The following is a 26806-nucleotide window of genomic DNA, read 5'->3' as shown; positions in this document are numbered from 1 at the left end:
TCTAATTCATTAAAACAATGAACAGAATATAAGTAAAGCGTATGTTTACATGGACTTGGGCCCATGCAATAAGCCTGCTCAGCAAGAACTGCAGCCTTATTTACGAATTTAAGGGATGGTGAGAAAGCAGTGAATAGTTAAACCAGTAAATTAGGTTCTTTAGCTTTATCATTCTTAGTTTTTGATGCAAATAGTGGCTTCTCATCCATTTCGGAAAAGCTTTTACCTGAAGCACTTTTTACATATGCTATCAGAAAGCCAAATAACAAACCATTCATTTCATATGCATCTATGTCCTCGAAGAACAGAATAATAAGTATCTCAATAAATAATATATTAAGAACCAGTTTTACATAGTTAAAATTTTCTTTTACTACTGTTAACAGAGAGTTAAAGAACAGCTTTATAAAAAATAAAAATATAAAAGAGCCACCTACTAAACCATTCTTGACATAGTAGCCAATGTATGTCGAGTGGGAGCCTACAGGATATTCACCCCCAAAAAGTTCGTTAAGACGCGGCTTCAGACCAAGGCCAATAATGGGAGCCTCCTTGAGCATAAGATACCATGAGAAAGATTGGATATAATACCTAGTGTCATTAGACGAACTTCTCGCCGAATAAATTTCATTTAGCTGATCAATGAAAAGTTGTGCCAGTGGAATAATAATAATTATTGAGGCAACTGCGACGGCTTTAAAAGTTAAGGGGTTTTTGAAGAAAAGGAAAACTATATTAACTAAAGCAAAAAGGGTTACAATCCTTGAACCAGTAAATACTACCCCTATGAGTACTAAAGCAGCTATGATAAATCTAACAATAAAATTCCGCTTTACTAAATCTTCAAAGGCTATAGCATACAATAACATGAGCAATATAGCTGTTGAGTTTGGGTAAATTGTAAAAGCCATATTACGTACCTGTTTCTCTCCTTCATACCATCCAGTTTTTGTAAATACTGTTTGTGGGTAACTCGATATGAACTTTGATATCAAATTATTATAGTATAAATCTTTATCAAGAAAGTAGGAAGCAAGGCCGGTAACAGCGACGATAGTAGAAACCCAGAATAACAGCGATAGAGTGTTATCTTTAATAATTTGTTTTGTTTGCTTGTCTTCGTACATCACATATCCGACTATTATGAATAAGAAAACAACTTCATTATGAAGAATAGCTATAAAACGGTTTAGCGAGTAGTAATCTGAAATAGTAGATAATAAGGAGGAAAACAACTGAAAGAAGAAAAACAGTATTAAAACTGTAAAGTATCCATCTTCTGATGCCTTCTTAAGAAAAACTTTTTTTAAGTTCTTAAAGAAAAGAAAGTATAGGGAAAAATAATGAAGTCCAACTATCCACCAAATCCAATAAAATTTGTAAAGGAGTTTATCTACTTGATTTTTCATTGAGCATCTTGTGAGTTTAAGGGGGAAAGAAGTCTAAGCTACCCTTAACATCTGAGTGTGACTCAAAATTTTTGGAGCATCAGATACTTAAGCTTATGAAGCCTTAGCTGGTACACTTTTCTATTTCTTGCCTGATTCTGTGTGAGGCTAAATGGTCGGTAAAAGTATGAAATTGGCTCAGTAGGGCGTCTAAATTACCAAAGTCATTTAGTTCATTGCTTAAGTACTGCTGCAGCTGTTTATAAAGTTGTTCAAATGTTCTTGCTATAGGCAGTTCCATGAAGAGGTCATCAAAATCTATATAAAGGCTTCTGTCATTCAAACAGTATTCTTCTAAATCATAGGTATAGAGAAGAACAGGTTTTCTGGTACCTATAAAATCTAAGGAGACAGATGAATAGTCTGTTATTAATAAATCTGACTCTTTTAATAGATGATATACATCAACATCTTTGTCTACAATTTTCAAGTTGTTGTAATTAGAGAGGTCTACATCAAACTTTTCATTAGGGTGGAGCTTAAGCATGAAAATTGCATTGTGCTCCTTAAATAAGTTGTTAATCCTGCTCCAGTCGATCGGTATATTCCTGTTGGCTCTGTCAGAGTCTCTAAACGTGGGCATATAAATAACCTGTTTGTCACAATGATGCGCAACATTTTTATTATTTGTTTCTGTGCCTTCTTTTTTACTAAACAGGATATCATTTCTTGAAAATCCTGTAACTGGACTTTCGTTATCGCTTAAAGCAAAAGCGGATTTAAATTTATCAGAAGTATAGGGAGAAGTACTTGGCACCAGATCATATTTCTCGACCCACCATGGTCTTAAAATTTTTAGTACAAGTTTTTCAAGATTTGAACCATGGTAACATTTGTACATTAAGTTATTTTTATTGTCTATGTCTCTACCTATTTTTTTTATCGGGATTCCATGCATCAGTAGAACTTTCACCGCATTTCGTGACGTCCAGTATGAGATATCGCTTGAAAACATGTCAAAGACGTAAATACCAGCTCTAGACACATACCACAGCCCCTTGAGTGAATAGAGGAAAGCGCATTTGTATCCACTGCTTTGTAACTCCTTAACTATCTTTTTCTTCTTACTGATCCATATATAATGAGTGTCGGGAGAGCCTTGCGAGTGACAATAATGGAATAGCCATTTTGAGTTATCTGCAAACCTAACTCCATTCCACGACCCAAATACCCAAAGTTTCTTATCTCTGGGTATGATACCTGAGATAAAATACCAAAAGTAAAAGAAAGGCAGCAAAGCAATAAAGGTTGCTTTGCTTATTAAGCTCTTATTCATTAAATCTTTATAAAGTATGATTGAAGTTATCTGTAACTTTAAACCTTAATCAAAATCAAGTTTGCAGCTATGTGATTGTAAATTAGTGGCTTACTTTAGAGCTTTTTTGTTGAAGAAGCTTTAGCTGTCTCTGGAGGGTAACTTTGGTAAAGAGATAATCAAACGTTGAAGGTCTAGTCTACGCTTTTAACCTTTCCATAAGTTTTCCTGTGTTAATTTTGATAAACGTTTGTCCTCTAAACTTATAAAAAGCTGATGTTGCAAGCGCTGCGATAATTGTTCCGGTGCTAAAATTTAAAATTAATCTTAGGATGAGGTTATCTGGGTTTATGCCTACTAACCAAACTAACCCGAAAGAAATAAAAGCTATTATAGTTAACCAAATATTTTCTATGTTATATGGGAACATGTTTAAATAATATTTTACTTGGATTACCCTCAATATATTCATGATCGTAACACCCGTACTCGTAGCTATGGCAACACCAATAAACCCATATGCTTTGTAAAATATTATATTTAATAATATAGTTAAGAGCAAAACGATAATGGAATTTATCATATCTATTCTTGCATGTCCGCCATTGAATAATAAATTCCCATTAGGTCCTGTAAAATAGAATACCATTTGTCCAAATAATAGAATTCGAAGGGCATTTGCTGCAATAACGTAGCTTTCGCCAAAAAAAAGTAAAACATCCTCAGCAAAAACAACTAAAAACATCATAACTGGTAGAGCTATAATAACAGCATTTTTTACCACCTTTTTAAATTCAATATCTAATTCTGCTAACAGATTATTGTTTATATAGTAAGACATTTTAGGAGTAAGCCTAGTATATCCTACTACTGAAAATCCTGTCATGTTACAAAGTGTAGCAGCTAACCCATATATTCCCAAGATTTGCATACTTGATACTCGACCAAGTTGAATCTTGTCTATTTGTGTTATCAGGAAGTAGTTAAGAGTTAAAAAAAAGAATACATAGTTCTCTTGACCTAAGGCTATTTTCTTCTTCTTAACTTTAAAGTAATTTATTAGCCTTTTCCTATCGAAGAATAGTATTGATAAGATAGTAAGGGTATAGGATACTAAGACTCCTACTAAGATAACATTAAGGCCAAATAGATTCTTAAAGGAGTAAAAGATTAGCAAAACAGATAAAAGTAAAATCAGTTTATAAATTATCTCTGATCTTAAGTATGATAGCTCAACTCGCTGGGTAGATATCAAAATTTTACCAACCAATTGGAACACTGCATATATGGCCGACCCAACAGCTATAAAAATCCAAGTACTCTTTAGAAGATCATTTGAAAAAAGAGTTCCTCTCAAAAAATCAATAGGAATAATAAATGCCACTAAAGAAAAAAAAATACAATTAAAAAGTATAAAGAAAAGTACTCTGTCTAAAGTATATCGAAACTTTTCTTTTTCTTTCTGAATAAATAGAAGACTTAACTCTTTAATTAAAAACCTGTCATAACCAAGTATTAAAATCTGTGAAATAACGGCAGACCAAGTAATGAATAACACATACACACCATATTCAGATGCACCAATAAGTTTTATAAAAATAACTTGGATTCCAAAACTTATTAGTATCCCAAATGCTCTTATTGATGACAATCTTAGATCTTTCTTCATTAAGCATTTATCTTAACTTTAGGTCATTCTATTCAATTGGGTATCTCTCTTTGAATAATCGGTTTTGCTCCCAGTTTAGGGTTTCAGAGTGTTCACATGGTTTGAACGGATCAGGTAGTAGATCACTGTGGTGGCCTTTTCTTACTTCCAGAGAGGGCAATTGCATGTAGTTTCCATACTGCCTTTTCAAATAAGAATTATATCCTATAGGCACATAGAATTCTGTATCTTCGAACTTTATTTTTTTTATATCAGAAAGCTCTTCTTCTTTAATATAACTGGCCCTATATTTAAAAGAGCTTAGATAGCATAAAAAATTGTGAGCATATACTAGTTTATAAGGATACAGTGAAGAAATAAACTTTAATATTTTAGTTCTAGCTGAATTGTTTCTGACTACAAACCTTAAGAAAAAGTTCTGTAGTATAATAGCTACTTTGTTTGGAAAGAAGGCCTTATCAAAAACAAAGATATCTACCATTATTCCATCATGGCAGCTTGAGAAAGCTTTATTGAAATCTCCATTCATCCTGCTGTATTTGTCTCTAAGTTTGGCATCTACAGAGTGGCAGGTAGGGTAATCAGGATCAGACTTTTTATTTTGAAAGAATATATCATTGGGAAGTTCTGGCACGGCAAACTTCACAAACTTTTCATAGTTGTCCCGCGTCATCCCTATGTCCAGGTCATCATCCCAAGGAATAAATCCTTGATGGCGGATGGCGCCAAGTAAAGTGCCTCCAATTAAAAAGTATTTGATGCCATGTTTTGCACATAGAAAATCCAATATCTTTAACATGCGGAGCATAACTAGCTGACATTGCCTTAAGCGAGACTTTCCTTCCTCTCTGTTATCTGGAAATAAAGCAGCATAATTCATAAGTATTTTGTTTCTCTATTTTTAGATATTCCTGATTAACTTAACTTTTCATGGACGAATCAGATAGAGGTACTTTAGTTGTTTATTTTTGAAGATATGAACTTCTTGTTCTTCCAGAACAGAATTTCATTATGATCACAGGGAGTAAAAGGATCCGGTTTATCAATTTCTAAAACCTCCTTCGGGTCATCAGGAGAGAAACTTTGCATGAAATTATTTGTGCTATGATGTCCTCTTTGTTTATAGAGCGGAGGCAACTCCATATAATTACCATATCGCCTTTTCAAGTATTCATCGTAGCCTATGGGAATCCATGTTTCCAAGTCCTCAAACTTAACCTTGACAAATTTTGAAATTTCTGTTGGTTTGAAATAATTTGTACCAAGCTTTGCCATCATCTTTACACCATTTATAAAACTACTGGAGTAAACAAGTGGAAAAGGGGCGTATTTAGAAACAGCTTTCAAGCATTTTACTCTTTCCCTATTTCCTTTTTTTTTGAATAGAATAACTAAAAAACGGTTCATTAAAAAGATGAAAAAGTTATGGGGGAAATAAGCCTGGTCATAAACCGCAATGTCAATTTGTAATCCATTGTGCCAGGCTTTAGGTTTGCCGTTATAACGACTGTATTTATCTCTTAATTTAGCTTCGATGATATGGCATGCTGGAAAGGCAGGATCAGTCTCGTCACTTTGAAAGAATATATCATTGGGAAGTTCTGGCACGGCAAACTTCACAAACTTTTCATAGTTGTCCCGCGTCATCCCTATGTCCAGGTCATCATCCCAGGGGATAAAGCCCTGATGACGGACGGCTCCAATGAGTGTTCCTCCATATAAAAAATACTTAATTTGGTGCTTTTGACACAAGTAATCCAGAATCTTAAGCATACGCAACATAACAAGTTGGCACTGTCTTATCAAATTCTCTCCTGACTCTCTATTGTCCGGGAATAGTTCATTAAAGTCCATGTTGTACCAGCTAAATGTTAAATAAGACCGTTTCTCGTTTTCAATACCTGACTTTAATGGGAGTTATGATAGATTAATTCTGCAGGTAGAGCAGCTTTAGTGCTATTGATACTGATAGGAAGTGTCTTGTACTTTAAAACGCTCCAAAAAGAACAGGAATTCACTGTACACATCTTCAAACTTTATTCCCTTGATTGTATCCAGAACAGTATACCTTCCAGGGCGCATTTTACCAGATGTTTCGTAGATCATTGATAATTTTCCACTTAGGTCGTCGCTTAGATTGTGAAATGCCAGTGGTATGTTAAGTTCCTGGGCATAATTAATGCACTTAGCATCTAGTCTTTTTTGTAAGTACAGGCAAAATATACTGATGGAGCCAACCTGATACCCATGAAGTGTATTTTCTGATAGAGAATGAAAATCTATGGCATGGCTTAACAAATGTTCACTTCCGCTGCAAGGGCGGCTAGTTCCTGCAAGTGCCATAGAAAGACCGGAACTGATCTGGCAGTATATAACCTGTTTAAGGAAATTTCTGTTCTTAATGTCTTTTGACTCATGATGAATAAGGGCATATGCAGCACTCCTTGAAAGCATGAATGCAAGGTCATTTATTGGCTCACGCTTCTGTTTAGAAGATAAGCTCCAGTCGTTTGTAGCCGAAATGTTAGACAAAATGTCTCCAGCAGCAGCTTGTAGAAATTTGTATGGAGCACTGCGTATGATATCAATATCCACCACCACACCAAACGGTGTTCTGCCGGGTAAACTCACTGTCTGATCGTTTTGGTCTTTGATAACAGAGATAGGTGATACCAAACCGTCATTTGATATGATAGTAGGCACGAGTAAATTCTCAATATTGGCTAAAAGGCTTACTCTCTTCACAACATCAAGTATAGACCCGCCTCCAACGCCAATCAACAAATCAACTTTTTTGCTTAGACAGAACTCCTTCAGAGCTTCAACTGTGGCCTCGTCGTTTCTTCGAACTATGTAGCTGTGTGCCTGCATAGAGCTAAGTATAAGTTCAGCGTACTTGTAAGAAGTGCTACTACCAGAAACAACTGCAATATTCTTAAAAATATAGTTATTCTGTTGAAGGATATCAGAGATTTTAGTGAGGATCCCTTCGTTTACCTGAAAAATGCTTGGTAGTTGGACTGAAACATTATGACAGTCCCTGGTTTCCTTTATTTGTTTAATTAAACCGGATGTACTTATTCCATTTGTATATGGAACTAAGACCATATCAATGTTACGGGTAGCCAGGTATTCTTCAGTTACCCGAATCTGTTTCAAATAACTGCCTCTTTCCCAATCATTGCCATGTACAATAGCATCAATGCTAAACTTCTCTAGGTATTCTTTGTTGTCATACCCTCTGATAATAAAAGCTTCGTCTACGTACTTGCAGTTCCGGATGATTTCCAGACGATCCTCTTCCGAATAAAAAGGCTTTCTTTTATACTCGGAAACCATCTCATCACCGTTCACTGCTACTATCAACCTGTTGCCAAGTGATCTGGCTTTTTTCAGTAGTTCTATATGACCTTTATGAAAAAGATCAAAGACTCCGATTACATATACATTCTTGTACATATCAGCTATACTTTATTTCGAGAATTATTTGCAGTCATATGCTTTCTATCCTTCCAATATAAGATTTCTGTGTGGTCACAGGGGGTGAAAGGATACGGTATGTCAATGCTATGTTTACTCTTCTGCTTTTCTAGAGGGGGCGGCAGTGTGTAGTTGCCGTAGCGCCTAATAAGGTAGTTGTGCCATCCTTTAGGAATGAAAGCAGGCACTCCTTCGAATTCTGTTGTTAAATATTCCGATAGCTCATCTGGCTTGAAATAATTTGCTCCCGTCTTAACCATCTTACGACTGTTTATAAAGCTGCTTGAATACACCAATGGGATTGGGCAATACTTCGTAATCCACTTTAGTGCTCTAACTCTTGCTTTATTACCTTTGCGTCTGAAAAAAAGAAGTAGCAAGCGATTTTGTAAAAAAATAAAGAAGTTATATGGTAGGTAAGCACGATCAAAAACAAGTATGTCGATCATCAGACCACTGTGCCACTTTATGTACTTCATGCTTTCTGGTAAGCTATAGCTACTGTACTTATCTCTTAATTTTGCTTCAACAATGTGCCCCACTGGAAAGAAAGGATCAGACTCATCGCTCTGAAAGAAGATGTCCTTTGGTAAATTTGGTACCACGTGCTGCACAAACTTCTCATAGTTTTCCCGAGTCATGCCTACATCTATTTCATCGTCCCAAGGTCTGAAACCTTTGTAAATGACTGATGCTTTTAGCGTGCTGCTACATAAAAAATACTTTATATTGTGCTTTTTGCACAGGAAATCAAAGATTCTGAACATTCTGAACAAAACCGCATGACACTGCTTTAGGCGTGTTGTAGGCTTATCTCTTTCATCTGGAAACATTTGGTTTATGTCCATGACTATTCATTAGCTAAACTTTGGTAGCTTTCGGTGCATGTAATTCAAAATATGAGCAGTAGCTTTATCAACTGTATTTTGTATTTCATTCTCATTATTAATAACTACACAGTTAGAAAGTATTTTTTGAAGGTTCAGGTACTCTTGTCTAAGTTTTTCAGACATTTCATAAGTGAGTTCTTGCTTTCTTTGCAGCAAAACCTTAGTAGATAAATCCAAAATGATCCACATGTCAGGCTGTGGGAGGATGTGGTGAATCATCTTGATAAATAGTTTATTGCCCTTAATTCTATAGCGTAGAGGGTCTGCCAGAACATCTATGAAATAGCGGTCATATAATATCAGGTAAGCTTTTCTTTTGAAGGGAAACACTTTTAGCCAATAACCTACTAAAAACTCAATCAGGAGAAGGTTTAGCTTAAGGAAAGAAGCGACATAGCCTCGCTCTTTATAAAGATGGGGTTTAGAAAAATGATAGTCTTCTTCTTTTTTAAAAATCAACTCTTTGTAAAAAACCTTAGGGTGCCTTTTAAAAGTTGTGGTGTTGTTAAAGCAGCCTCCTAAGGATTTTGTAATTTCATTAACAAAGGTGCTTTTACCAGAGCCATCTCTCCCTAATATGCCTACCACAACACCTGGAGGCTTCAAATCGCCTTTTAAAAGGCTCATATTCCTAAGGAATAATTTACTGAAACTGTTGCTGTCACTAAGCTTGAAATTTCTTGTTAACAGTTCGATGTTATCCATCAGATCATTTAGGTTCCTATTGTCCAAACTATCTGCTAATGTGTTGATACTTTCATCGTTGAAGTATCGTTTGAGATAAGACTTAATTGCTGTACTGGCACTCTTCCAGCATTCACAGAGATTATGGAATTGATCCTCGGCTATACACTTATTTTCAATAGCTTTTACCAGAATATAAACGGAATTGTAAATATTATTTAAAGTCCAGTAACTTCTGTTGGTTGAATAAACCCGGTCCTTTAGCAGTTCCTCTGTCGAGAAGTATAGCCTGCTATTTATTATGTAGTTGCGGTAAATGTTTACTCTAACAACATCTAACCCTTTCTCATCAGGTTTTTGATAGGCTAGTACATACCGAGTCGCTGTTGCTGAAAGGTTTATTTTTTGTACTGGTATAAACTTGCTGCTGGTGCATATACGACCAAAGCTGTAGGTCACTTTCTTGTAATCTCTTTCAGCAATAAACAGGTCGATAAACTTACCCTTTTGTTTCTCACAGGAGTTATCTGAAAATTCTTTGATGGCATAGCAGATGTTGTTACTATCTAAAAAGGCGGTAAGGGTAACAAGAAGTAGATCTATAGAAACATCACGTTTAAGCTCATGTTCTATGCTCATTATTTCTAACCCTGTTTTAAAAGTATTATCCTGCATTTGGAGATAAGGTTTCCTTTATTCTTTTTTACTTTAATAATACCTTTTGACAAGGCTTCGCCCACCTCAGTTACATACAGTAACCGGTATTGAATGATTAAAATCTATTCTTTTGCTCAGCAGGAAGTCAGCCCTCCTATACTTTTGAAGTATATTAAATGGAGGCGTGGTGCTTTGCAGTAGATGGAAGTAAATGGTAATGACGATATCTATTTTATGAAATAGCTTTTAAGCTCTTGCCTTCACCCTTCGTGCATGATAAGTTTTGTCATCATATACACTCGCATTTCCGTAGCCATACCCATAACCATACTGACCTTTAACAAAGCCCCTGGACTTAACACCATTAAAAACTATCGCAACATTTTTTAGTGATTGTAACACATGATTTTGAGCCAGATCTTGTACCAGATTTTTTGGAGTATAGTCGTGCCTCATCACTAAAAGTGTTACATCACAATGCTTCGAAATTAAAAATGCATCTGTAACCAGATCCACGGGAGGGGTATCAATTATGATATAATCGAAATCTTTTTCTAAATAATCTAGGAGTGTTTTAAACTTCCCATTTAACATGAAGTCTGTATAATCACCTATAGCAATGCCTGCTGGTACAATTCTTAAATTAGGAAATCCTGTTTCTTTGACTATTGCCTCAGGTGCTGACTTACTAAGCAGGAACTCTGTTATACCATCTTGCTTGTACATGTCGAAGAGAACTGATGCATTGGGGTTTCTAAGATCGAAATCTACGAGTACTACTTTTTGACCCGATGTAGCCAGAATGTAAGCTAAGTTAGAACATACAAAGCTTTTACCTTCGCCTGGTATGCTAGAGGTGATCATAATTATTTTCTTGTTATGATGACCATACAAGCCCATTGTTACTCTTAGCTTTCTGAACTGTTCTAAAATAGATGCTTCGGCAGGCTCAACAAAAGATTTGACTTTCCTGCGTTTCATCAAAGAAAGCTCTGCCACAATAGGAGCATTTATATTAGCTTCGATTTCTGATCTAAATAACAGCTTTCTGTTAAGCAGTTCTTTACATGTGATAAAAGAGATTCCTGAAGCAAAAGACAGAGTAACGGCTATTAAATAAAAGTACAGCTGCCTAGGTTTAGCAGGCAGCGATGATGCTTCAGCCATGTCTACAACTCTGCTGTCTTTTGCACTTGGGGCATAAGAAAGAACCGTTTCTTCTCTTTTCTGCAAAAGGAAACTGTAAGCATTATTTTTAATGGCCTGTTGTCTACTAATTTCCGTCAACTCTTTCTCTTGTTTTGGAATAAACTTTAGCTCAGCCTGGTAATGCCTGTTAGTGGAGGCAAGTTTTGTGCGTCTTGCTTGCAGAGCGTCGCGCTGATTTTTTATATTTTCTAAAATGCCAGGGCGTATGTTCTGAATCTCTTCTGCTAACATAAGAAGCATTGGGTTATTCTCAGCAGTTGTGTTTCTTAGTTTTTGGTACTCTATTTCAGCGTTATAAAGTTTCTGCAGAAGCTGTGTTAATACAGCATCATTCAGACCTAACGTAGATGGTACAAGGCCTCTCGCTTTGTCTTTTAATACTACATAGTTTTCTACTTTATCCAGAACTGCCAATTGCAGATCAATATCGCTAATTTTAAGATCTCTGCCTTCTACGCTTTCTAAGTATAGCCTGCTTTGTTCGCTAAGGTTTACAACTCCTTCTGATGACTTATACTTTACCACCTTGTTTTCAAGATCTTTGAGCTCTTCTTCAACAAGTTTTATTCGGTCCTCAACAAACTCAAGCGTGTTGGCAGCAAGCTTGTTTCTTTCGTTTATGGCTATGCTGTTATAGGTGTAAATCAGTGTATTCAGAATATCTTCACCTCTAACTGGGATTTGATCGTAAAGCGTGAAATTTATAACTGTGGAAAGTTTATTTTCAGCTTCTATTTTTATGTTTTCATATAAAGGCTCTACGACTTTGTTGGGTTTAATCAACGAAAAATAAAGAGGGTGATTTGCTAGACCTGCCTTTCTAGTATTTCGGGAAAACCTTAAAATACCATATGGAGTTTGTACCCATTTTTCAATGGCATATTTTTCATTATGGATAATCACTTGTTTGCGAGCCTTGTTATATTTGAAGTACACTTTTGCTGTTTCCTTAAGTGCTTCAGGGTGTTTTACTTCTATTTGAACAGGCGATGTTATATAAGCTGATGTAGTTTTAAATTCCCCTTCTTCAAAAACAGGCGCATAAAGTTTTAGCTTTTTAACAACTTCTTTAAACAAAGTGCGGGAGTAAAGAACTTTAATCTCATTTTCCACAATCTTGTTCGAAGTGAAAGCATCAATTGACTCTGTAATTTTAGCATCATTGACCCCTTTGTTTTCATCTTTTATAATTAATGATGCGGATATTTCATAGGTAGGTATAGAGTAATAGTTTAGGTATACCCAAGTACCAAGACTTGCTGCTATTAGTAACAAGGCAAACAAAGGCCAGTATGGCAGGTATTTATATAGCAGGGATGAGAATATATTTTGTTCAGGGCTTGGCATAGACTCAAGGGATAAATTATACTCTACTTACTTCATAGATTATAGATTATATGCCATCTGCTAATACTCTAAAGCTGCTGATTAGAACGTTGCAAGCTTTATGACTAAGGCATGAAATATCAGCTTTAATCTCAAATAGCTAAGCTTTTGATCTTCTAAATAATATATAAAATATAAAATAAGTATTAATAAATACTGTATATTTACAATACGAGGGTGGTTCTCATTAGTTTGATTGAGCACTGTTGTATAATATGGGGTATGAATAAAATAAAGAGTATAGCACTATTTTACGGGTAAACAGATGAAATAAACATGTGAGGTTAAATTAATTACATTTAATATTTAAATGGTTATTTTATAGTGCTTTGATACACTACTAAAATTTAGATATTGTTAATGAAGCCTTAACAAGGCATAATATGGGTAAAGCAAAATGGGAAGTACCAGATACAACAGCTAAAAGCCTTGCCAACGGCACCATTACAAGTAAAGCAGTAGCAATAAATAAAATAATAAATTAAATTTATGCACCCTATACTTTAAGCTTCGGCAATCGTATAGGGCACATCTGTTTTGCAAAACCCTTAGCAAATGAAACGTATCTCCTTTAAATCGAAACTTCTCTTCTCACTCTTTATCTTAGGTGCCTGTCAGTCACAAAAGCCTTCAGATGGTACTGGTGCATCAGCACTTTGGCAATCTGATGCCTACTCCATATATGCAGACAGTGTAGTGCAGGGGGACTATGTGGCACGTGTGCTTTCTCCTACGCAACTTACTTCTGACTATAAGAGTCCTGCTAATGAATTTGCCAGCCCTCAGATAACCTTCAAATTTGCCATCAATGGCCGTGACAATGAGATGAGGCCGGGCAAAGATCATCTCTTTAACTGCCTTGCTGCTGATGGTTCCTGTACCACACCTGTTATAACCTTCGGGCAGCAGTTTGTTGATGAGAAAGAGGTTCCAAATGATCAATACCTGGCACCAAATACGAAGATGACAGTTCGCCTCGATATGCGTCCGGTGTTGGAGTCCTTTGAGAAGCAGGGATACTATACTTCGTCAACAGGGGACAAGATCTATAAAGAGGATTTCAGGGGAGTATACATCGCAGGTCAACCAGCTCCTCTCAGTTGGGACTTTGATAACCTCGGGCGAAAGGAAGAGGCGAAACTACAGGACCCGGATGGAGATGGGATCTATGAAATTACCTTAAACCTTAACGCTCCTGAAAGCAGCAAGGCTACAGCCACACGCTGGCAACTGGAAAAGGATATCTCCGCGTTTCCGCAATATACCTCTGATTACCCTCTTATAGACGCTTTGTATAACATGTCCCTAGAGGAAATGGAGAAGGACATTGAGGCTGACAGTACTTTTAGGACAGGGAAGGAATGGGCAGGGGTGTGGACTCGTGACATCAGTTACAGCATTATCCTTGGTATGGCACAACTGCAGCCTAAGGTATCTATGTACAGCCTGATGCGAAAAGTTAAGGATGGACGTATTGTTCAGGATACCGGTACAGGTGGCGCTTACCCTGTTTCAACAGATCGAATGACCTGGGCTGTTGCAGCTTGGGAAGTGTACAAGGCAACAGGTGACAAGAAGTGGCTGCAGGATACATACCAGATCATCAAGAACTCCCTTCAAGACGACTATAAAAATGCTTATAACCCCGAAACAGGTATGGTTCGTGGCGAATCATCTTTCCTGGACTGGCGTGAGCAAACTTACCCGCGCTGGATGCAGCCTGCTGATATTTATGAATCGGAGAATTTAGGCACGAACGCCGTTCATTACCAGGCCAACATGGCCGCTGCACAGATGGCTGAATTGCTAAATGACAGAGAGGCGGCAGCCACTTTCAGAAAGAAAGCTGGAAGTATAAAAGAAGGGATGAACAAGCACCTGTGGCAGCAGGAAAAAGGCTATTATGGCCAATACCTTTACGGCCGTAACTATAAAATACTTTCCCCTCGTGCGGAAGCCCTCGGGGAGGCACTTTCTGTTATTTACGGGGTTGCCGATGAGGAACGTAAAAAATCAGTGGTGGCAAACACTCCAGTAACTGATTATGGAATCCCGAGTATCTATCCTCAGATCCCGGGAATTCCGCCTTACCACAACAATGGCATCTGGCCGTTTGTACAAGCGTTCTGGAGTGTGGCATCTGCTAAAGCAGGTAATGAAAAGGCTGTAACCGAAAGCATGAGCGCTATCTACCGTCCGGCAGCCTTATTTCTGACGAACAAGGAGAATTTCGTTGCCAGCACCGGAGATTATGCCGGCACACAAATAAACTCCGACAGGCAGCTCTGGAGTGTGGCCGGAAACATCGCGTTGATCTACAAAGTGATGTTCGGTATGGATCTTCAGGCTGATAAACTTGTGTTGAAGCCATTTGTTCCGAAAGCATACAAAGGAGACCGCAAACTCAGAAACTTCAAGTACAGGAATGCGACACTGAACTTTGAAATGAGCGGTTTTGGGAATAAGATCAAGTCCATCACCATGGATGGAAAACCGTTGCAAGAGCCAGAGATTCCAGCCAGCTTAACCGGAACTCATATTATTAAAATAGAACTGGCAAATAACGAAGTGGGTGGAGAAATCAACCATACCTCTGACTACACATCTCCTGAAACACCTAAAGTAGCTTTGAGCAACGGTAAGTTAAATTGGGCTGCTGTGAAAGACGCTACTTCCTTTAGAATATGGAAGAACGGCCAGGAGGTGCAGCAAACAGCAAATACCAGCTTCCCTGTAGATGCTAACGGGTATGCGGAATATATGGTAATGGCCATCGATAAGAACGGGGTGTCCTCATTTGCCAGTGAGCCGGTAGTTGTGGTGCCTGAGAAGTATAAGCTGGTGTACGAACTGGAGAAATCGGTTACGAAGGCTGATCTGCCATACCGCGAATTCTCTGGCAGTGGTTTTGTAGAGTTGAGTAAGCAGAAGAACAGAGGGATTGACCTAAAGATTACTGTTCCGGAGGATGGTGTTTATGCCATTGACTTTCGGTATGCTAACGGGAGCGGCCCCATCAATACAGAAAATAAAGCTGCTATGCGTACCCTCAAAAAAGGAGGTAAGTTTATCGGGACTATTGTGTTTCCGCAGCGAGGTATAGATGAATGGAGCAACTGGGGCTTCACTAATTCTGTGGAAGTGCCGCTACAGAAAGGCACCCATACCATTTCACTTAGCTTTGAGCCAAACAACGAGAACATGCACGGAGAGATCAACCAGGCAATGGTGGACTACATGCGTGTGGTGAAGATAAAGTAAAATTAGACCAAACTTATTTTTTTACCGTCTGTCAGCAATAAGAAGCTTACAAGCGGTTTTTTTACGGCAAAGTTGGCAGGATTTACCGGAGGAATTTATAGGTAATCCTAATTAGGTTAACTAGAGAATATTGATGTATGGTGACATGGAAGTCGATTCTATTGGTTATAGCTTCTGTTTTTCTACCTTTTTACAAGGATTCGGTCAGGTTTGCAGTCAAATCTGCTGATCCAGCTAACTCATTACCTCAGGCAAAGGAGATCAGTTTATTTCTGAGCGGGGATGTGATGATCGGGAGAGGTGTTGATCAAATACTTCCAAATTCAGTTGCACCCCGCATCTATGAACCCTATGTAAAAGATGCCCGCGACTACATCAGTATTGCAGAGAGAAAAAGCGGAGATATCCCAAGACAAGTCTCCTATGATTACATCTGGGGAGATGCACTTAAAGTATGGGAGGAAGCTGCACCTGATCTTAAGATCATAAACCTGGAGACAAGTATAACTACGCATGATGAACACTGGCCAGAGAAGATGATACAGTACCGGATGCATCCGGATAATGTAAAAGTATTGACAGCAGCCGGAATCAACTTCAGCTCTTTGGCAAATAACCATGTTTTGGACTGGCAACGCCCTGGGTTGATGGAGACAATGAATGTCTTACACAATGCCGGCATCTCTTATGCCGGAGCAGGAGAAAACTTAAATGAAGCCAGAAAGCCCAGTATACTCAAAACCAAAAGAGGTAATGTTATTGTCTTTGCATACGGCTCTGAAACGAGCGGCATTCCCGAAGCATGGGCTGCTACCTCAAATAGGTCGGGTGTAAACCTGCTTCCAGACCTTAGCAAGGAAACCATCAGCATGATCAGGGACCAGGTTAAGCGGGTGAAGAGAGAAGGGGATGTGGTGGTATTCTCTGTTCATTGGGGGAGTAACTGGGGGTATGATATACCTCCGCATCGTCGTGAATTTGCCCGGCAACTGATAGAGCAGGCGGGGGTGGACGTTGTACATGGACATTCCTCCCATCATCCGCTGGGTATTGAAGTTTATAACGATAAACTAATTATTTACGGGGCAGGGGACTTCATCAATGATTATGAAGGCATTAGTGGTCATGAGATGTTCAGAGATGACTTAAGCTTGATGTATTTTCCGGTACTTGACGCTGGCACGGGTAAGCTGAAAGCTATGAAAATGGTACCTATGCAGATTAGTAAATTTCGGCTAAACTATGCCTCCGATGAAGATACCAGGTGGCTTGCAAAAACTCTGAACAGGGAAAGCCAGAAATTTGGTACGAAGGTTAAACTTGAAGAAGACGGAACACTTTCGTTGGCCTGGTAATAAAACACCCTTCTACTACATTTAGGGTAGCTTCAGGAAGAAGTAACCACTTGGCATATTTCTATAAAATGAAAGTGCTCCGGCTTCTCTAAGCTTTTTTATCTTCTGTTCAAGTTTAACGGGATTTGTTGGCGTTTACCGGGAAAACGCTTTGCACTTCTTTTGGCATTTGCGTTGCTATGTGCTCCAACTGTCCTTCGGTTAAATAGCGGGTGCCCAGGGAGGTGAGAACCATTTTCACTAGCTCATCAGTAGGTTGTTTCCAATCAAACTGCCGTTCACCGTGTCTTGCCTGATCCTCCTCAACAGCTTTTTTAAATTCCTCCAGAGTTTCGAATTGCAAGGGCTGCTCCCGATACTCCCAATGTTCTGCAAATACACCTTTCAGGAACAAAGGCAACTGTGACATTATATGGAGGGATTCACTAATGTGTATGCGATCACGCAACGTGTGCAGTACGGCTCTAAGCAGGATATACGTTTGCCCTTGATCTTCCGGGTGGCCTAAATCAGCAGCTAATTCATTTAAATATTCATTTGCCTCCTGTGCAAATTTGTTAAAATTGTCCATGGCAATACCTTTTAAGTTTGTTTGATAAAAATAAATGAGGCACCTAATTTTATAACGATCGCTATTTATACAGGTTCAGCAGTGGCTAAAGCTTCTGGTTTGTCGGGTACTAGATTGACTAGGTTGTATTACATAAAAAAGGCCCTACTGCTAGGGCCTTTTTTATATTAATCTTGTCCGCCAACTCTGGTTGGCTTTCTTGGCGCAGGCCAGGTCATTTGTTCACCTGTTCTTGAATTTACCGGTAGAACGATCTTCTCACGTGATGCAGTTTCCGGATCTTCGCTGGCCATGTAAGTAAGGATTGCAGCCAGAATAACGTTGCTACGCACATCATCAAATACTATTTTATCATATGTGTCTCTGTTTGTGTGCCAGGTGTACGTTCCATAATCCCAGCTCAGGGAGCTAAGGGAAAAGGCAGGAGCACCTGCTGCAACGAAAGAAGCATAATCTGATCCGCCGCCACCAGGTGTGCCAGGGAACGTTGTTTCAATTTCTGAGGTAATTTCTCTTGGAACTGCACGGAGCCAACGACCCAGGTAATCGTAAGAGTTCAGGAAACCTTGTCCGGAGATATTTACTACTCTACCTGTACCATTATCCTGGTTGAAAACGGCCTGTATGTTCTTTACGATTTCCGGATGATCTTCAACAAATGAGCGGGAACCATTCAGGCCCTGTTCTTCACTACCCCAGTGCCCTGCAATGATCGTTCTCTTTGGGTTCGGGTACATCTTCTTAAGGATTCGCATCGCTTCCATCATCATGATGGTACCTGTACCATTGTCCGTTGCTCCTGTGGCACCATCCCAGGAGTCGAAGTGAGCAGAAAGGATAATGTACTCCTCGGGCTTCTCTGTGCCTTTGATCTCTGCGATTGTGTTGAATGTTGGTACCTTCCCTAATTCTTTCGCCTCTGTCTTTATACTGATTTTAGGCTTATCACCGTGTTCTACCATTCTGTACAGCATACCATAATCTTCCAGCGACATATCAATGGTAGGTATCTTTTTAGTGGAGGCACTGAAAATTTTATTTACACCAAAACCTCCGGACCAGTTAGATATTAGTACGCCTGCAGCACCTGCTTTTTCAAGCGCCTGCGGAAGCGTGCGGGTGCTATACCCGGTTTTGCTGATCCGTTCACGCCATGCCTTTGTTTGAGCGTCACGCTCTTTTTTCATCTTTTCAAAAGACTCTTTGGTGGCATGCTTCTCCCAGTTATAGTCAGGTCTGCCAGTAGGCTGATGCATGGAAACCATTACTATCTTGCCTTTTACATTTGGCAGCCATTTCTGAAATGCCATAGAATCCGCAACTTCAGGAAGGATCACAAGTTCTGCCGTAACTCCTTTCTTCGGAGTGGCCGGACTCCATGCTAACTGCATTGCCTCCAAAGATCTTACCCTGGGGTGTACCATGTCCACGTGGGTGATACCTCTTTGCCAGCCTCGCCATTCTCCCCATTTCTCATTGTGGGCAGGTATTCCCCAGCTCTCATATTTGTTTACAGCCCAGTCATGGGCATTTTTCATCTCGGGTGTGCCTACTAAACGTGGACCTACCACGTCTACTAATTCATGGGCTAACTTCTCCAGGTGCGAATTTTCTGTTGCTTCTTTTACAATTTTTTCAACAACCGGATCCTTCACCTGGGCATAAGTCAGGCTGCTGCATAACAGCATCAGAAAGAATAAAGGGCGAATAGTTCTTATCATTAGAATGCTTTTTGGGTGGTAAAGGTGAAAATTATAGTGAATTGATTGGTTACAGATTAGGTTACTAAAAGCTTAGATGCTTCTCTGAAACAAAGGTTTAAAAATCAGCTCAAGATAATGTTTTATACAAAACTTTCATGCAGGCATTTTTCTAAATCCTCTAACTCTTTTACTTCTCCTGATGGAAAGTTATTTAATTGAATAGCTCCAATCCGTACCCGAATAAGCCTCAGCGTTGGAAAGCCTGCTGCGGCTGTCATTTTTCTTACTTGTCTGAATTTTCCCTCTGTTAAAGTAATTGAAACCCAACTTGTTGGTCCGTGCCTGTCGTCTCTGATTTTTCTGCTTCGTTCCGGAAATGGGGGAGCAGGATTAATTCTTCGTGCCTTACAAGGTTTGGTGAAGTATTTTACACCCTCTACACTTATTTCTACACCACTTTTTAGTTTTTCAATCGCCTCTTCATGTATGATTCCGTCAACCTGTGCAAAGTACTCTTTCTCAACATCACTACTGCGCACGTATTCACTCATTTTGCCGTCGGTCGTTAACAGTAGCAAACCCTCACTGTCTTCATCCAGGCGACCTATGGCCATTGTGCCTTCAGGAAACTCATATAGCTCGCCCAACAGCTTTTTCTTTTTCTGATCGCACACAAATTGGCTGAGGTAACCGTAGGGCTTATGTATGATAAAATGTCTGTGCTGGCTCATCTTTTTTATACTGCTAACTTAGCTGCAAAAATACGATTAAGTTTAACATAGGTATTGGGTCTGCAACAGGCTGCAGTTACACTCATGTGCTGTCAGATTATAATTAACAATATTTTATGTTTTCGTAAACATAGAAAGGTAAAAAGAGTTCTTATAGCTGGACTAAAAGCAGATAATAGAAAAAGTATGGAAAAAGCTACATTTGGCAACGGGTGCTTCTGGTGTACAGAGGCGGTATTTCAAAATTTAGAAGGGGTTGAGACGGTTGTGTCAGGCTATGCAGGTGGGCACGTAGATAATCCTACTTACAAACAAGTATGCTCGGGTAATACAGGCCACGCGGAAGTGTTGCAGATTACCTATGACCCGAGCAAAATTTCTTATGCAGATCTATTAGAAGTCTTTTTTAAGACACATGATCCCACAACCTTAAACCGCCAGGGTAATGATGTGGGTACACAATACCGCTCCGTTATCTTCTACCACAATGATGAGCAAAGGCAAGTTGCAGAGAAATATAAACAGGAGCTGGATGCTTCCGGCATATTCCAAGATCCTATTGTAACGTTGATTGAGCCTCTGCCGGAGTTTTATCCCGCTGAGAACTATCATCAGAATTACTTTAACACGCATGGGCATGAGCCATATTGCAGCTTTGTAATCCGGCCTAAACTTGACAAATTTAAAAAGGAGTTTGCGGATAAGTTGAGATCAGCACAGTAGGCTGTTTCTCTCTGGCTAACTTCTAACTTAAAATCTCAGGAAATCAGGGAGATTATGTATTATCTTTGCAGCTTTATCAGATAATCATGATCTCAGTAGACGGCGTAACGGTCGAGTTTAATGGCTCGGCACTTTTCAGTAACATAGCTTTTAATATTAACGAGAACGACCGCATTGCCCTCATGGGTAAGAACGGTGCGGGAAAATCTACCCTGCTAAAAGTAATTGCGGGAGTAAATAAACCTACACGGGGTAAAATATCAGCGCCGAAGGATGCTGTAATTGCCTATTTGCCACAGCATTTACTTACAGAGGATAATTGCACTGTTTTCGAGGAGGCTTCAAAAGCTTTTGCGAAGGTGCTTGACATGAAAGCGCAAATGGATGATTTAAATGCGCAGTTGGAGACTCGTACTGATTACGATTCTGATGATTATTATAAGCTGATTGAGCAGGTATCGGAGTTAGGCGAGAAGTACTATTCTATTGAAGATATCAACTTCGATGCTGAGGTTGAGAAGACTCTGAAGGGACTTGGGTTCTTACGTTCAGACTTTACAAGACCTACAAGTGAATTCAGTGGTGGATGGCGTATGCGTATTGAACTGGCAAAGATTCTGTTACAAAAGCCCGACCTGATTCTACTTGATGAGCCTACAAATCACCTGGATATTGAGTCCATCCAATGGCTGGAAGATTTTCTGGTGAATAATGCAAAGTCTGTGATCGTAATTTCACACGACAAAACCTTCGTAGATAACATCACCAATCGCACCATTGAGGTGACAATGGGACGCATCTATGATTATAAAGTAAACTATAGCCATTACCTGCAGCTTCGCCAGGAGAGGCGTGAGCAGCAACAGCGCCAATATGAAGACCAGCAAAAGGAGATAGCTGAAATCCAGACCTTCATCGATCGTTTTAAAGGTACTTACTCTAAAACCCTCCAGGTACAGTCGCGGGTGAAGATGCTGGAGAAAATGGAGATCATCGAAGTGGATGAAGTAGATACTTCTGCCTTGAACCTGAAATTCCCTCCGGCACCGCGTTCAGGAAACTACCCTGTCATTGTTGAGCAACTAACGAAGAAATACGGTGACTATACCGTTTTTCAGGATGCATCTCTTACAATCGAACGTGGGGAAAAAGTGGCTTTTGTGGGTAAGAACGGTGAAGGTAAATCAACTATGGTGAAGGCCATTATGGGTGAACTGGATTTCGATGGAAAACTGCAACTTGGCCATAACTCCATGATCGGGTATTTTGCTCAGAACCAGGCCTCCCTGCTGGACGAAGATCTGACTGTTTTCCAAACCATAGACCTGATAGCAGTAGGAGATGTTCGCACAAAGATAAAGGATATTCTGGGAGCCTTCATGTTCGGCGGCGATACGGTAGAAAAGAAAGTGAAGGTGCTTTCAGGAGGGGAGAAAACGCGCCTGGCCATGATCAAGCTGCTTTTGCAGCCGGTTAATCTCCTTATCCTTGATGAACCTACCAACCACCTGGATATCAAAACAAAAGATATCCTTAAAGATGCTCTTAAAAGCTTTGATGGCACAATCATACTTGTGTCGCATGACAGGGACTTTTTAGATGGCCTGGCTACGAAGGTTTTCGAATTTGGAAATAAGCGTGTGAAGGAGCACTTTGAAGATATAAACGGCTTCCTGAGAAACAAGAAGCTGGAAAACCTGCGCGAAATAGAAAGAACTGCTGCTAAGTAAGCAACAGTAGAAACAAACTTAATTTATGGCAATGATACTTATTAACCCATGGAGAGATGTTACTCCTTGGGTTAAAGCTCTTAAGGAGGAAAGACCTGATCTGGACTTAAGGGTTTACCCGGACGACTCAAACAAAGATGAAGTAGAATTCGCCTTGGTCTGGAATCACCCTATGGGTGTGTTTAAGGAATACCCTAACCTGAAGTGTATTTCTTCAATGGGTGCTGGTGTGGATCATGTTTTAAAAGATCCCGAATTACCGGAATCAGCTCAGGTGACACGGGTAACAGACGAGCACCTTACCCGGGACATGGCAGACTTTACCATCGCGCTTATCATGAACCATCTGCGTGGCCTTTCTTTCTATAAGGTCCGGGAAGCATCACAGGAATGGAAACCTAAGTCATACCTGCGCATTTCAGATGTAAGGGTAGGGGTAATGGGTGTTGGTGTGCTTGGAGCACATGTGGCAAGTCGGTTGTTCAAAATGGGCTTTCAGGTAAATGGGTGGGCAAGCAGTGAGAAAAACATAGAGGGCGTAAAAGTGTTTGCCGGCAAAAATACCCTTGACTCATTTCTTTCACAGTCTGACATACTGGTTTGCTTACTACCTTTAACAAAAGAGACCGAGAACATTCTGAATAAGGAGAACTTCAAGAAGCTGCCTCAGAATGCTTTTATAATAAATGTCGCCAGAGGCGGCCATCTGGTAGAGGACGACCTGATTGAGATGATTGATTCGGGTTATTTATCAGGTGCAAGTTTAGATGTATTCAGAGAGGAACCGCTTCCAAAGGAGCACCCGTTCTGGTCTCATTCTAAAATCAATGTCACTCCGCACATTGCCAGTGTTACGGATCCTCTCTCTGTTGTTCCGCTTATCCTGGAAAACTACGACAGAGCCAGAAATAATAAAACGTTATTAAATGTTGTCTCACGCCAAAAAGGATATTAACATGAACGCATTTCATTACGCATTTAAAGTAAAGGACATCGAGTCAACCAGAAAATTTTATGTGGAAATACTCGGCTGCAAAGAGGGGAGAAGCACAGAACATTGGATAGACTTTGACTTCTTCGGGAACCAACTCTCGGCACATGTCAGTGCAAATATTCCGGAGTTGGACTACTGCGGTCAAGTAGATGGAATCAGTGTGCCAGTGCCTCATTTTGGATGCATCCTAAAGAAGGAGGAGTTCAGTAGCCTACAGGAAAGGCTGACAGCGCACGACATTAAATTTGTTGTGAAGCCTTATACCCGCTATGAGGGAAAGCCCGGAGAGCAGCAGACAATGTTTTTTCTTGACCCAAGCGGTAACCCTCTTGAGTTCAAAGCATTCAGGAATGAAGAGGAGGTGTTTGCTTCTTAGTATAGCTAACAAATGAAAGAGCCCCGCACCTGTGAAAGCTATACAGGTGGGGGCTCTTTTATTTGTTATAAACTAGTTTACGCCTTCACATACTTTATTGACAAGTCTGATGATTTTATGAAACAGCACTTCCTCTTCAAAAGGCTTAGAAACATAGTCGTCCATACCGGCCTGTAAATATTTCTTGTCATCCCCTTTAATAGCATTCGCCGTAAGTGCGATGATTGGTGTTCTGGCTTTTCTGTCATCCTCCAATAACCGGATCTGTTGTGTAGCATCTAAGCCGCTTAGCTCAGGCATCTGGATATCCATCAGGATAACATCATATTGATTTTCTTTTGCGAGTCCGACTGCCTCCAAGCCATTAAAAGCGGTATCAACAACTAATCCCCATCCCTCCATAACTGTTTTAGCTACGAAAGAATTGATTTCATTGTCTTCTGCCAAAAGTACTCTTCTCTTATTTAAAAGGCTAAAGTCCATATCTCCTTCAACTTGTTTGGGTTCAGTATAGCTGTGCATTTTAGAAAAGCTCAACTCAAAATAAAATTTACTTCCCTTCCCTGCTTCACTTTTTACCCCCAGTGTTCCATTCTGTAATTCAACCAGATGTTTGCTAATACTAAGGCCAAGGCCGGTACCGCCATGCTTTCTGGTTGTACTGGAATAAGCCTGCGTAAATCCTTCAAAGATCTTTTCAAGTTTATCCTCCGCAATACCTATACCTGTATCAGCTACAGTAAATGAGAGTGTAATGGAATCAACTGTTTCCCTTGTTATCTCACTGGTAACAGTAACGCTTCCTTTTGCGGTAAATTTAATGGCATTAGATGTAAGGTTGAGTAAGATCTGATTTAAGCGGTAAGGGTCTCCAACTATAACAGGATTGTCTATGGCTAAAGGATGGATTTTAAAATCAATTCCTTTTTCTTCTGCTTTGTAGCTTAGGGTTCTGTAAGTGGTTTTTAATGACTCCTGTATATCAAAAGGTATTTGCTCAAACTCTAGCTTCCCTGATTTGATCTTAGCCAGGTCCAGAATATCGTTAATAATAACGAGCAGGTTTTTAGCAGAATGGCGAATTGTGCTAAGGTAGTTTTGCTGTTGAGGTGTTAAACAAGTTTTACTAAGCAACTTAGAAATACCCATAATGCCATTCATCGGAGTTCGGATCTCGTGACTCATGTTTGCCAGGAAATTTTCCTTCGCTTTATTTGCCTGCTCAGCATTATCTATGGCGATTTTCAGCTTCTCGTTTGTTTTCGTGTTTAATGCCAGCGCTGTTTCTAACTGCAGGTGATAGGCTTTTATCTCTGATATGTCCTGTAGTATAGACCACAGCATTCTTCGCCCATCCTTATCATAGAACTGCATGCCGCTTTGCAGCACTTGCCGGTAACTGCCATCTCGGTTAAAAATCTCTTTTTCATCGGGGCCAAAAGTACCATCAGCAGTAAAAGAATCAGGAAACAGGCGGGAGGAACACTCCAGGTCCTCCAGTATCATATGCTGAAGTTCATCTAATGTATAGCCGGTATTAAGTAGAAAAGCCTGATTTGCTTCGACAAACCTACCCGTTTCAAAGTCATTCAAAACAATACCAACAGGCGACAGATCAAACAAACCCTTGAACCGCTCCACATTTTCCTGAAGTGCCAGTTCGCTCAAACGACGGTTTTCAGCATTAGTAAGTAATTCAGCCAGGATAGTAAGTAATCCAATTTCATCTTCCTTCCACTCTCTTATCCTTGCAACCGAGTCAAAGCCTATAAAGCCAAGGCATCTTCCATCTGTGAACATGGGAACAGTAATTAGTGTCTTTATCTGCTGAGGTGCAAGCAGCTTATACAGATCGCTGTGTTGAGGGAGTTCACTTACTCTGGGGATATGGAAGCTGACGCCTGCCTGATGAGCTCTTGCTATGTCACTAATGATCTCGATGGGCAGTTGCTGCATCGTCTCAATTTCAGGGGAAATACCAGGCGCACACCACTCATGGATATTACTGAATGTCTGTGCTTCGAAGTCGTACTTAAAAACATAAGCTCTATCTACATCTGCAAAAGATCCTACTTCGCTTAGCACTCTATGCATTGTGTCGTTCAACTGCTCCAACGGAATATTCACAAGTTGAGTAGCTAGTTTAATGAGCAGACGCTGCAGTTTATGGCTCCTGGAGATCGGCTGTGTTGCCATCTCCTTCATAAAAGCTACAGCTAGAGGTTCTCCTTCGGTGGTATGAACAAGAGAGGTTTTGAACTGTACCCATAAGACCTGCCCGTCTTTTCTAACTACTCTTTTTTCTACCTCACTGCTGTCTTCCTTTCCAGCCATGATACTTTCTAACCGGCTGCTGTAATTAGCGAAATCATCCTTTAAAAGGATATCTTCCAGTTTAGCATGTTGTAGCTCCAAAGGATTATAGCCGAGCATTCGATAAAGCGAAGGATTGCATCTTTTAAGGCAACCGTTTTTGCTTATTAAAGCTATGCCAATACCTGGATTATCAAACAGGGCATCAAGAAGAGCATCGCCAGATAGTTTCATAAAAGCAGAATCTATAACATTCCACTAAATATAGAGATTTTTATATAGCAACTCCAAGTTGATACAGTTAAAGTGCGTGAATGATGTGGAGGTTGCAGGAATGTTAAAAAAGTTAAAATTTCGTGCTACTAAACTGC

19 protein-coding genes are annotated in these 26806 nt (G+C 39.6%); 6 read left to right on the top strand and 13 right to left on the bottom strand.

What is annotated here, in order from left to right; genetic code table 11:
* Positions 1–137: 137 nt before the first annotated feature.
* From ACFSRY_RS00430 to ACFSRY_RS00390, 9 genes are all read right to left on the bottom strand, one after another.
* Positions 138–1409, bottom strand: a complete 1272-nt coding sequence (locus tag ACFSRY_RS00430; RefSeq protein WP_377502164.1) for an O-antigen ligase family protein — start codon at positions 1407–1409, stop codon at positions 138–140.
* A gap of 103 nt (positions 1410–1512) precedes the next feature.
* Positions 1513–2724, bottom strand: coding sequence for a CDP-glycerol glycerophosphotransferase family protein (locus ACFSRY_RS00425; protein WP_377502161.1), 1212 nt, complete (start codon positions 2722–2724; stop codon positions 1513–1515).
* Positions 2725–2902: 178 nt separating this feature from the next.
* A complete protein-coding gene (locus ACFSRY_RS00420; protein WP_377502158.1) occupies positions 2903–4372 on the bottom strand; it encodes a lipopolysaccharide biosynthesis protein in 1470 nt (489 codons plus the stop codon).
* Between the two features lie 28 nt (positions 4373–4400).
* On the bottom strand, positions 4401–5171 hold the full coding sequence (locus tag ACFSRY_RS00415) for a LicD family protein (RefSeq protein ID WP_377502155.1): 771 nt from the start codon (positions 5169–5171) through the stop codon (positions 4401–4403).
* 155 nt (positions 5172–5326) lie between these two features.
* Positions 5327–6226, bottom strand: coding sequence for a LicD family protein (locus ACFSRY_RS00410; protein ID WP_377502153.1), 900 nt, complete (start codon positions 6224–6226; stop codon positions 5327–5329).
* A gap of 102 nt (positions 6227–6328) precedes the next feature.
* The gene (locus ACFSRY_RS00405; protein WP_377502150.1) at positions 6329–7831 is read right to left on the bottom strand and encodes an iron-containing alcohol dehydrogenase; all 1503 of its coding nucleotides are present in this window, start codon (positions 7829–7831) and stop codon (positions 6329–6331) included.
* Positions 7832–7836: 5 nt separating this feature from the next.
* Entirely contained in the window at positions 7837–8700 is an 864-nt protein-coding gene (locus ACFSRY_RS00400; protein WP_377502147.1) for a LicD family protein, read from the bottom strand.
* Positions 8701–8709: 9 nt separating this feature from the next.
* Positions 8710–10065 carry a hypothetical protein gene (locus tag ACFSRY_RS00395; RefSeq protein WP_377502144.1) on the bottom strand — a complete coding sequence of 452 codons (1356 nt, stop codon included), beginning with the start codon at positions 10063–10065 and terminating at the stop codon, positions 8710–8712.
* A 264-nt stretch (positions 10066–10329) separates the two neighbouring features.
* Positions 10330–12567, bottom strand: coding sequence for a GumC family protein (locus tag ACFSRY_RS00390; protein ID WP_377502141.1), 2238 nt, complete (start codon positions 12565–12567; stop codon positions 10330–10332).
* A 666-nt stretch (positions 12568–13233) separates the two neighbouring features.
* Here ACFSRY_RS00390 and ACFSRY_RS00385 point away from each other — a divergent pair.
* Both ACFSRY_RS00385 and ACFSRY_RS00380 read left to right on the top strand, forming a co-directional pair.
* Positions 13234–15939 (top strand): alpha-L-rhamnosidase-related protein, encoded by a 2706-nt coding sequence (locus ACFSRY_RS00385; protein WP_377502138.1) that lies wholly within the window; start codon positions 13234–13236, stop codon positions 15937–15939.
* A gap of 137 nt (positions 15940–16076) precedes the next feature.
* Complete coding sequence (locus ACFSRY_RS00380) at positions 16077–17294, top strand: CapA family protein (RefSeq protein WP_377502135.1); 1218 nt, start codon at positions 16077–16079, stop codon at positions 17292–17294.
* A gap of 115 nt (positions 17295–17409) precedes the next feature.
* Here the strand turns inward: ACFSRY_RS00380 and ACFSRY_RS00375 are convergent, their stop codons facing one another.
* From ACFSRY_RS00375 to ACFSRY_RS00365, 3 genes are all read right to left on the bottom strand, one after another.
* Complete coding sequence (locus tag ACFSRY_RS00375; RefSeq protein ID WP_377502132.1) at positions 17410–17865, bottom strand: DUF2267 domain-containing protein; 456 nt, start codon at positions 17863–17865, stop codon at positions 17410–17412.
* 167 nt (positions 17866–18032) lie between these two features.
* Positions 18033–19586, bottom strand: coding sequence for a M20/M25/M40 family metallo-hydrolase (locus ACFSRY_RS00370; RefSeq protein WP_377502129.1), 1554 nt, complete (start codon positions 19584–19586; stop codon positions 18033–18035).
* A gap of 122 nt (positions 19587–19708) precedes the next feature.
* On the bottom strand, positions 19709–20299 hold the full coding sequence (locus tag ACFSRY_RS00365) for a pseudouridine synthase (RefSeq protein WP_377502126.1): 591 nt from the start codon (positions 20297–20299) through the stop codon (positions 19709–19711).
* 186 nt (positions 20300–20485) lie between these two features.
* Between ACFSRY_RS00365 and msrA the strand changes: the two genes are divergently transcribed.
* The 4 genes from msrA (at position 20486) to ACFSRY_RS00345 (ending at position 24122) form a co-directional block, all read left to right on the top strand.
* Positions 20486–21022, top strand: a complete 537-nt coding sequence (gene msrA, locus ACFSRY_RS00360) for a peptide-methionine (S)-S-oxide reductase MsrA (protein WP_377502123.1) — start codon at positions 20486–20488, stop codon at positions 21020–21022.
* Positions 21023–21108: 86 nt separating this feature from the next.
* A complete protein-coding gene (locus ACFSRY_RS00355; protein ID WP_377502120.1) occupies positions 21109–22752 on the top strand; it encodes an ABC-F family ATP-binding cassette domain-containing protein in 1644 nt (547 codons plus the stop codon).
* 25 nt (positions 22753–22777) lie between these two features.
* Positions 22778–23707 (top strand): 2-hydroxyacid dehydrogenase, encoded by a 930-nt coding sequence (locus tag ACFSRY_RS00350; RefSeq protein WP_377502117.1) that lies wholly within the window; start codon positions 22778–22780, stop codon positions 23705–23707.
* 1 nt (position 23708) lies between these two features.
* Positions 23709–24122, top strand: a complete 414-nt coding sequence (locus tag ACFSRY_RS00345; RefSeq protein WP_377502114.1) for a VOC family protein — start codon at positions 23709–23711, stop codon at positions 24120–24122.
* Between the two features lie 72 nt (positions 24123–24194).
* Here the strand turns inward: ACFSRY_RS00345 and ACFSRY_RS00340 are convergent, their stop codons facing one another.
* Positions 24195–26669: an ATP-binding protein gene (locus ACFSRY_RS00340; RefSeq protein ID WP_377502111.1), complete on the bottom strand. Its 2475-nt coding sequence runs from the start codon at positions 26667–26669 to the stop codon at positions 24195–24197.
* Positions 26670–26806 lie beyond the last annotated feature (137 nt).

It is taken from the genome of Pontibacter locisalis, assembly GCF_042684605.1.
Classification (GTDB): Bacteria; Bacteroidota; Bacteroidia; order Cytophagales; family Hymenobacteraceae; genus Pontibacter; species Pontibacter locisalis.
Note: the sequence above shows the minus strand (reverse complement) of the source record. Positions and strands in the feature narration are given on the sequence as shown.

What these genes read in the sequence shown, in the direction of transcription:
- ACFSRY_RS00420 (WP_377502158.1), bottom strand. Translation starts at nt 4,372, where the DNA reads ATGAAGAAAGATCTAAGATTGTCATCAATAAGAGCATTTGGGATACTA.
- ACFSRY_RS00370 (WP_377502129.1), bottom strand. Translation starts at nt 19,586, where the DNA reads ATGATAAGAACTATTCGCCCTTTATTCTTTCTGATGCTGTTATGCAGC.
- ACFSRY_RS00350 (WP_377502117.1), top strand. Translation starts at nt 22,778, where the DNA reads ATGGCAATGATACTTATTAACCCATGGAGAGATGTTACTCCTTGGGTT.
- ACFSRY_RS00405 (WP_377502150.1), bottom strand. Translation starts at nt 7,831, where the DNA reads ATGTACAAGAATGTATATGTAATCGGAGTCTTTGATCTTTTTCATAAA.
- ACFSRY_RS00395 (WP_377502144.1), bottom strand. Translation starts at nt 10,065, where the DNA reads ATGAGCATAGAACATGAGCTTAAACGTGATGTTTCTATAGATCTACTT.
- ACFSRY_RS00380 (WP_377502135.1), top strand. Translation starts at nt 16,077, where the DNA reads ATGGTGACATGGAAGTCGATTCTATTGGTTATAGCTTCTGTTTTTCTA.
- ACFSRY_RS00410 (WP_377502153.1), bottom strand. Translation starts at nt 6,226, where the DNA reads ATGGACTTTAATGAACTATTCCCGGACAATAGAGAGTCAGGAGAGAAT.
- msrA (WP_377502123.1), top strand. Translation starts at nt 20,486, where the DNA reads ATGGAAAAAGCTACATTTGGCAACGGGTGCTTCTGGTGTACAGAGGCG.
- ACFSRY_RS00425 (WP_377502161.1), bottom strand. Translation starts at nt 2,724, where the DNA reads ATGAATAAGAGCTTAATAAGCAAAGCAACCTTTATTGCTTTGCTGCCT.
- ACFSRY_RS00415 (WP_377502155.1), bottom strand. Translation starts at nt 5,171, where the DNA reads ATGTTAAAGATATTGGATTTTCTATGTGCAAAACATGGCATCAAATAC.
- ACFSRY_RS00355 (WP_377502120.1), top strand. Translation starts at nt 21,109, where the DNA reads ATGATCTCAGTAGACGGCGTAACGGTCGAGTTTAATGGCTCGGCACTT.
- ACFSRY_RS00340 (WP_377502111.1), bottom strand. Translation starts at nt 26,669, where the DNA reads ATGAAACTATCTGGCGATGCTCTTCTTGATGCCCTGTTTGATAATCCA.
- ACFSRY_RS00385 (WP_377502138.1), top strand. Translation starts at nt 13,234, where the DNA reads ATGAAACGTATCTCCTTTAAATCGAAACTTCTCTTCTCACTCTTTATC.
- ACFSRY_RS00430 (WP_377502164.1), bottom strand. Translation starts at nt 1,409, where the DNA reads ATGAAAAATCAAGTAGATAAACTCCTTTACAAATTTTATTGGATTTGG.
- ACFSRY_RS00400 (WP_377502147.1), bottom strand. Translation starts at nt 8,700, where the DNA reads ATGGACATAAACCAAATGTTTCCAGATGAAAGAGATAAGCCTACAACA.
- ACFSRY_RS00365 (WP_377502126.1), bottom strand. Translation starts at nt 20,299, where the DNA reads ATGAGCCAGCACAGACATTTTATCATACATAAGCCCTACGGTTACCTC.
- ACFSRY_RS00345 (WP_377502114.1), top strand. Translation starts at nt 23,709, where the DNA reads ATGAACGCATTTCATTACGCATTTAAAGTAAAGGACATCGAGTCAACC.
- ACFSRY_RS00375 (WP_377502132.1), bottom strand. Translation starts at nt 17,865, where the DNA reads ATGGACAATTTTAACAAATTTGCACAGGAGGCAAATGAATATTTAAAT.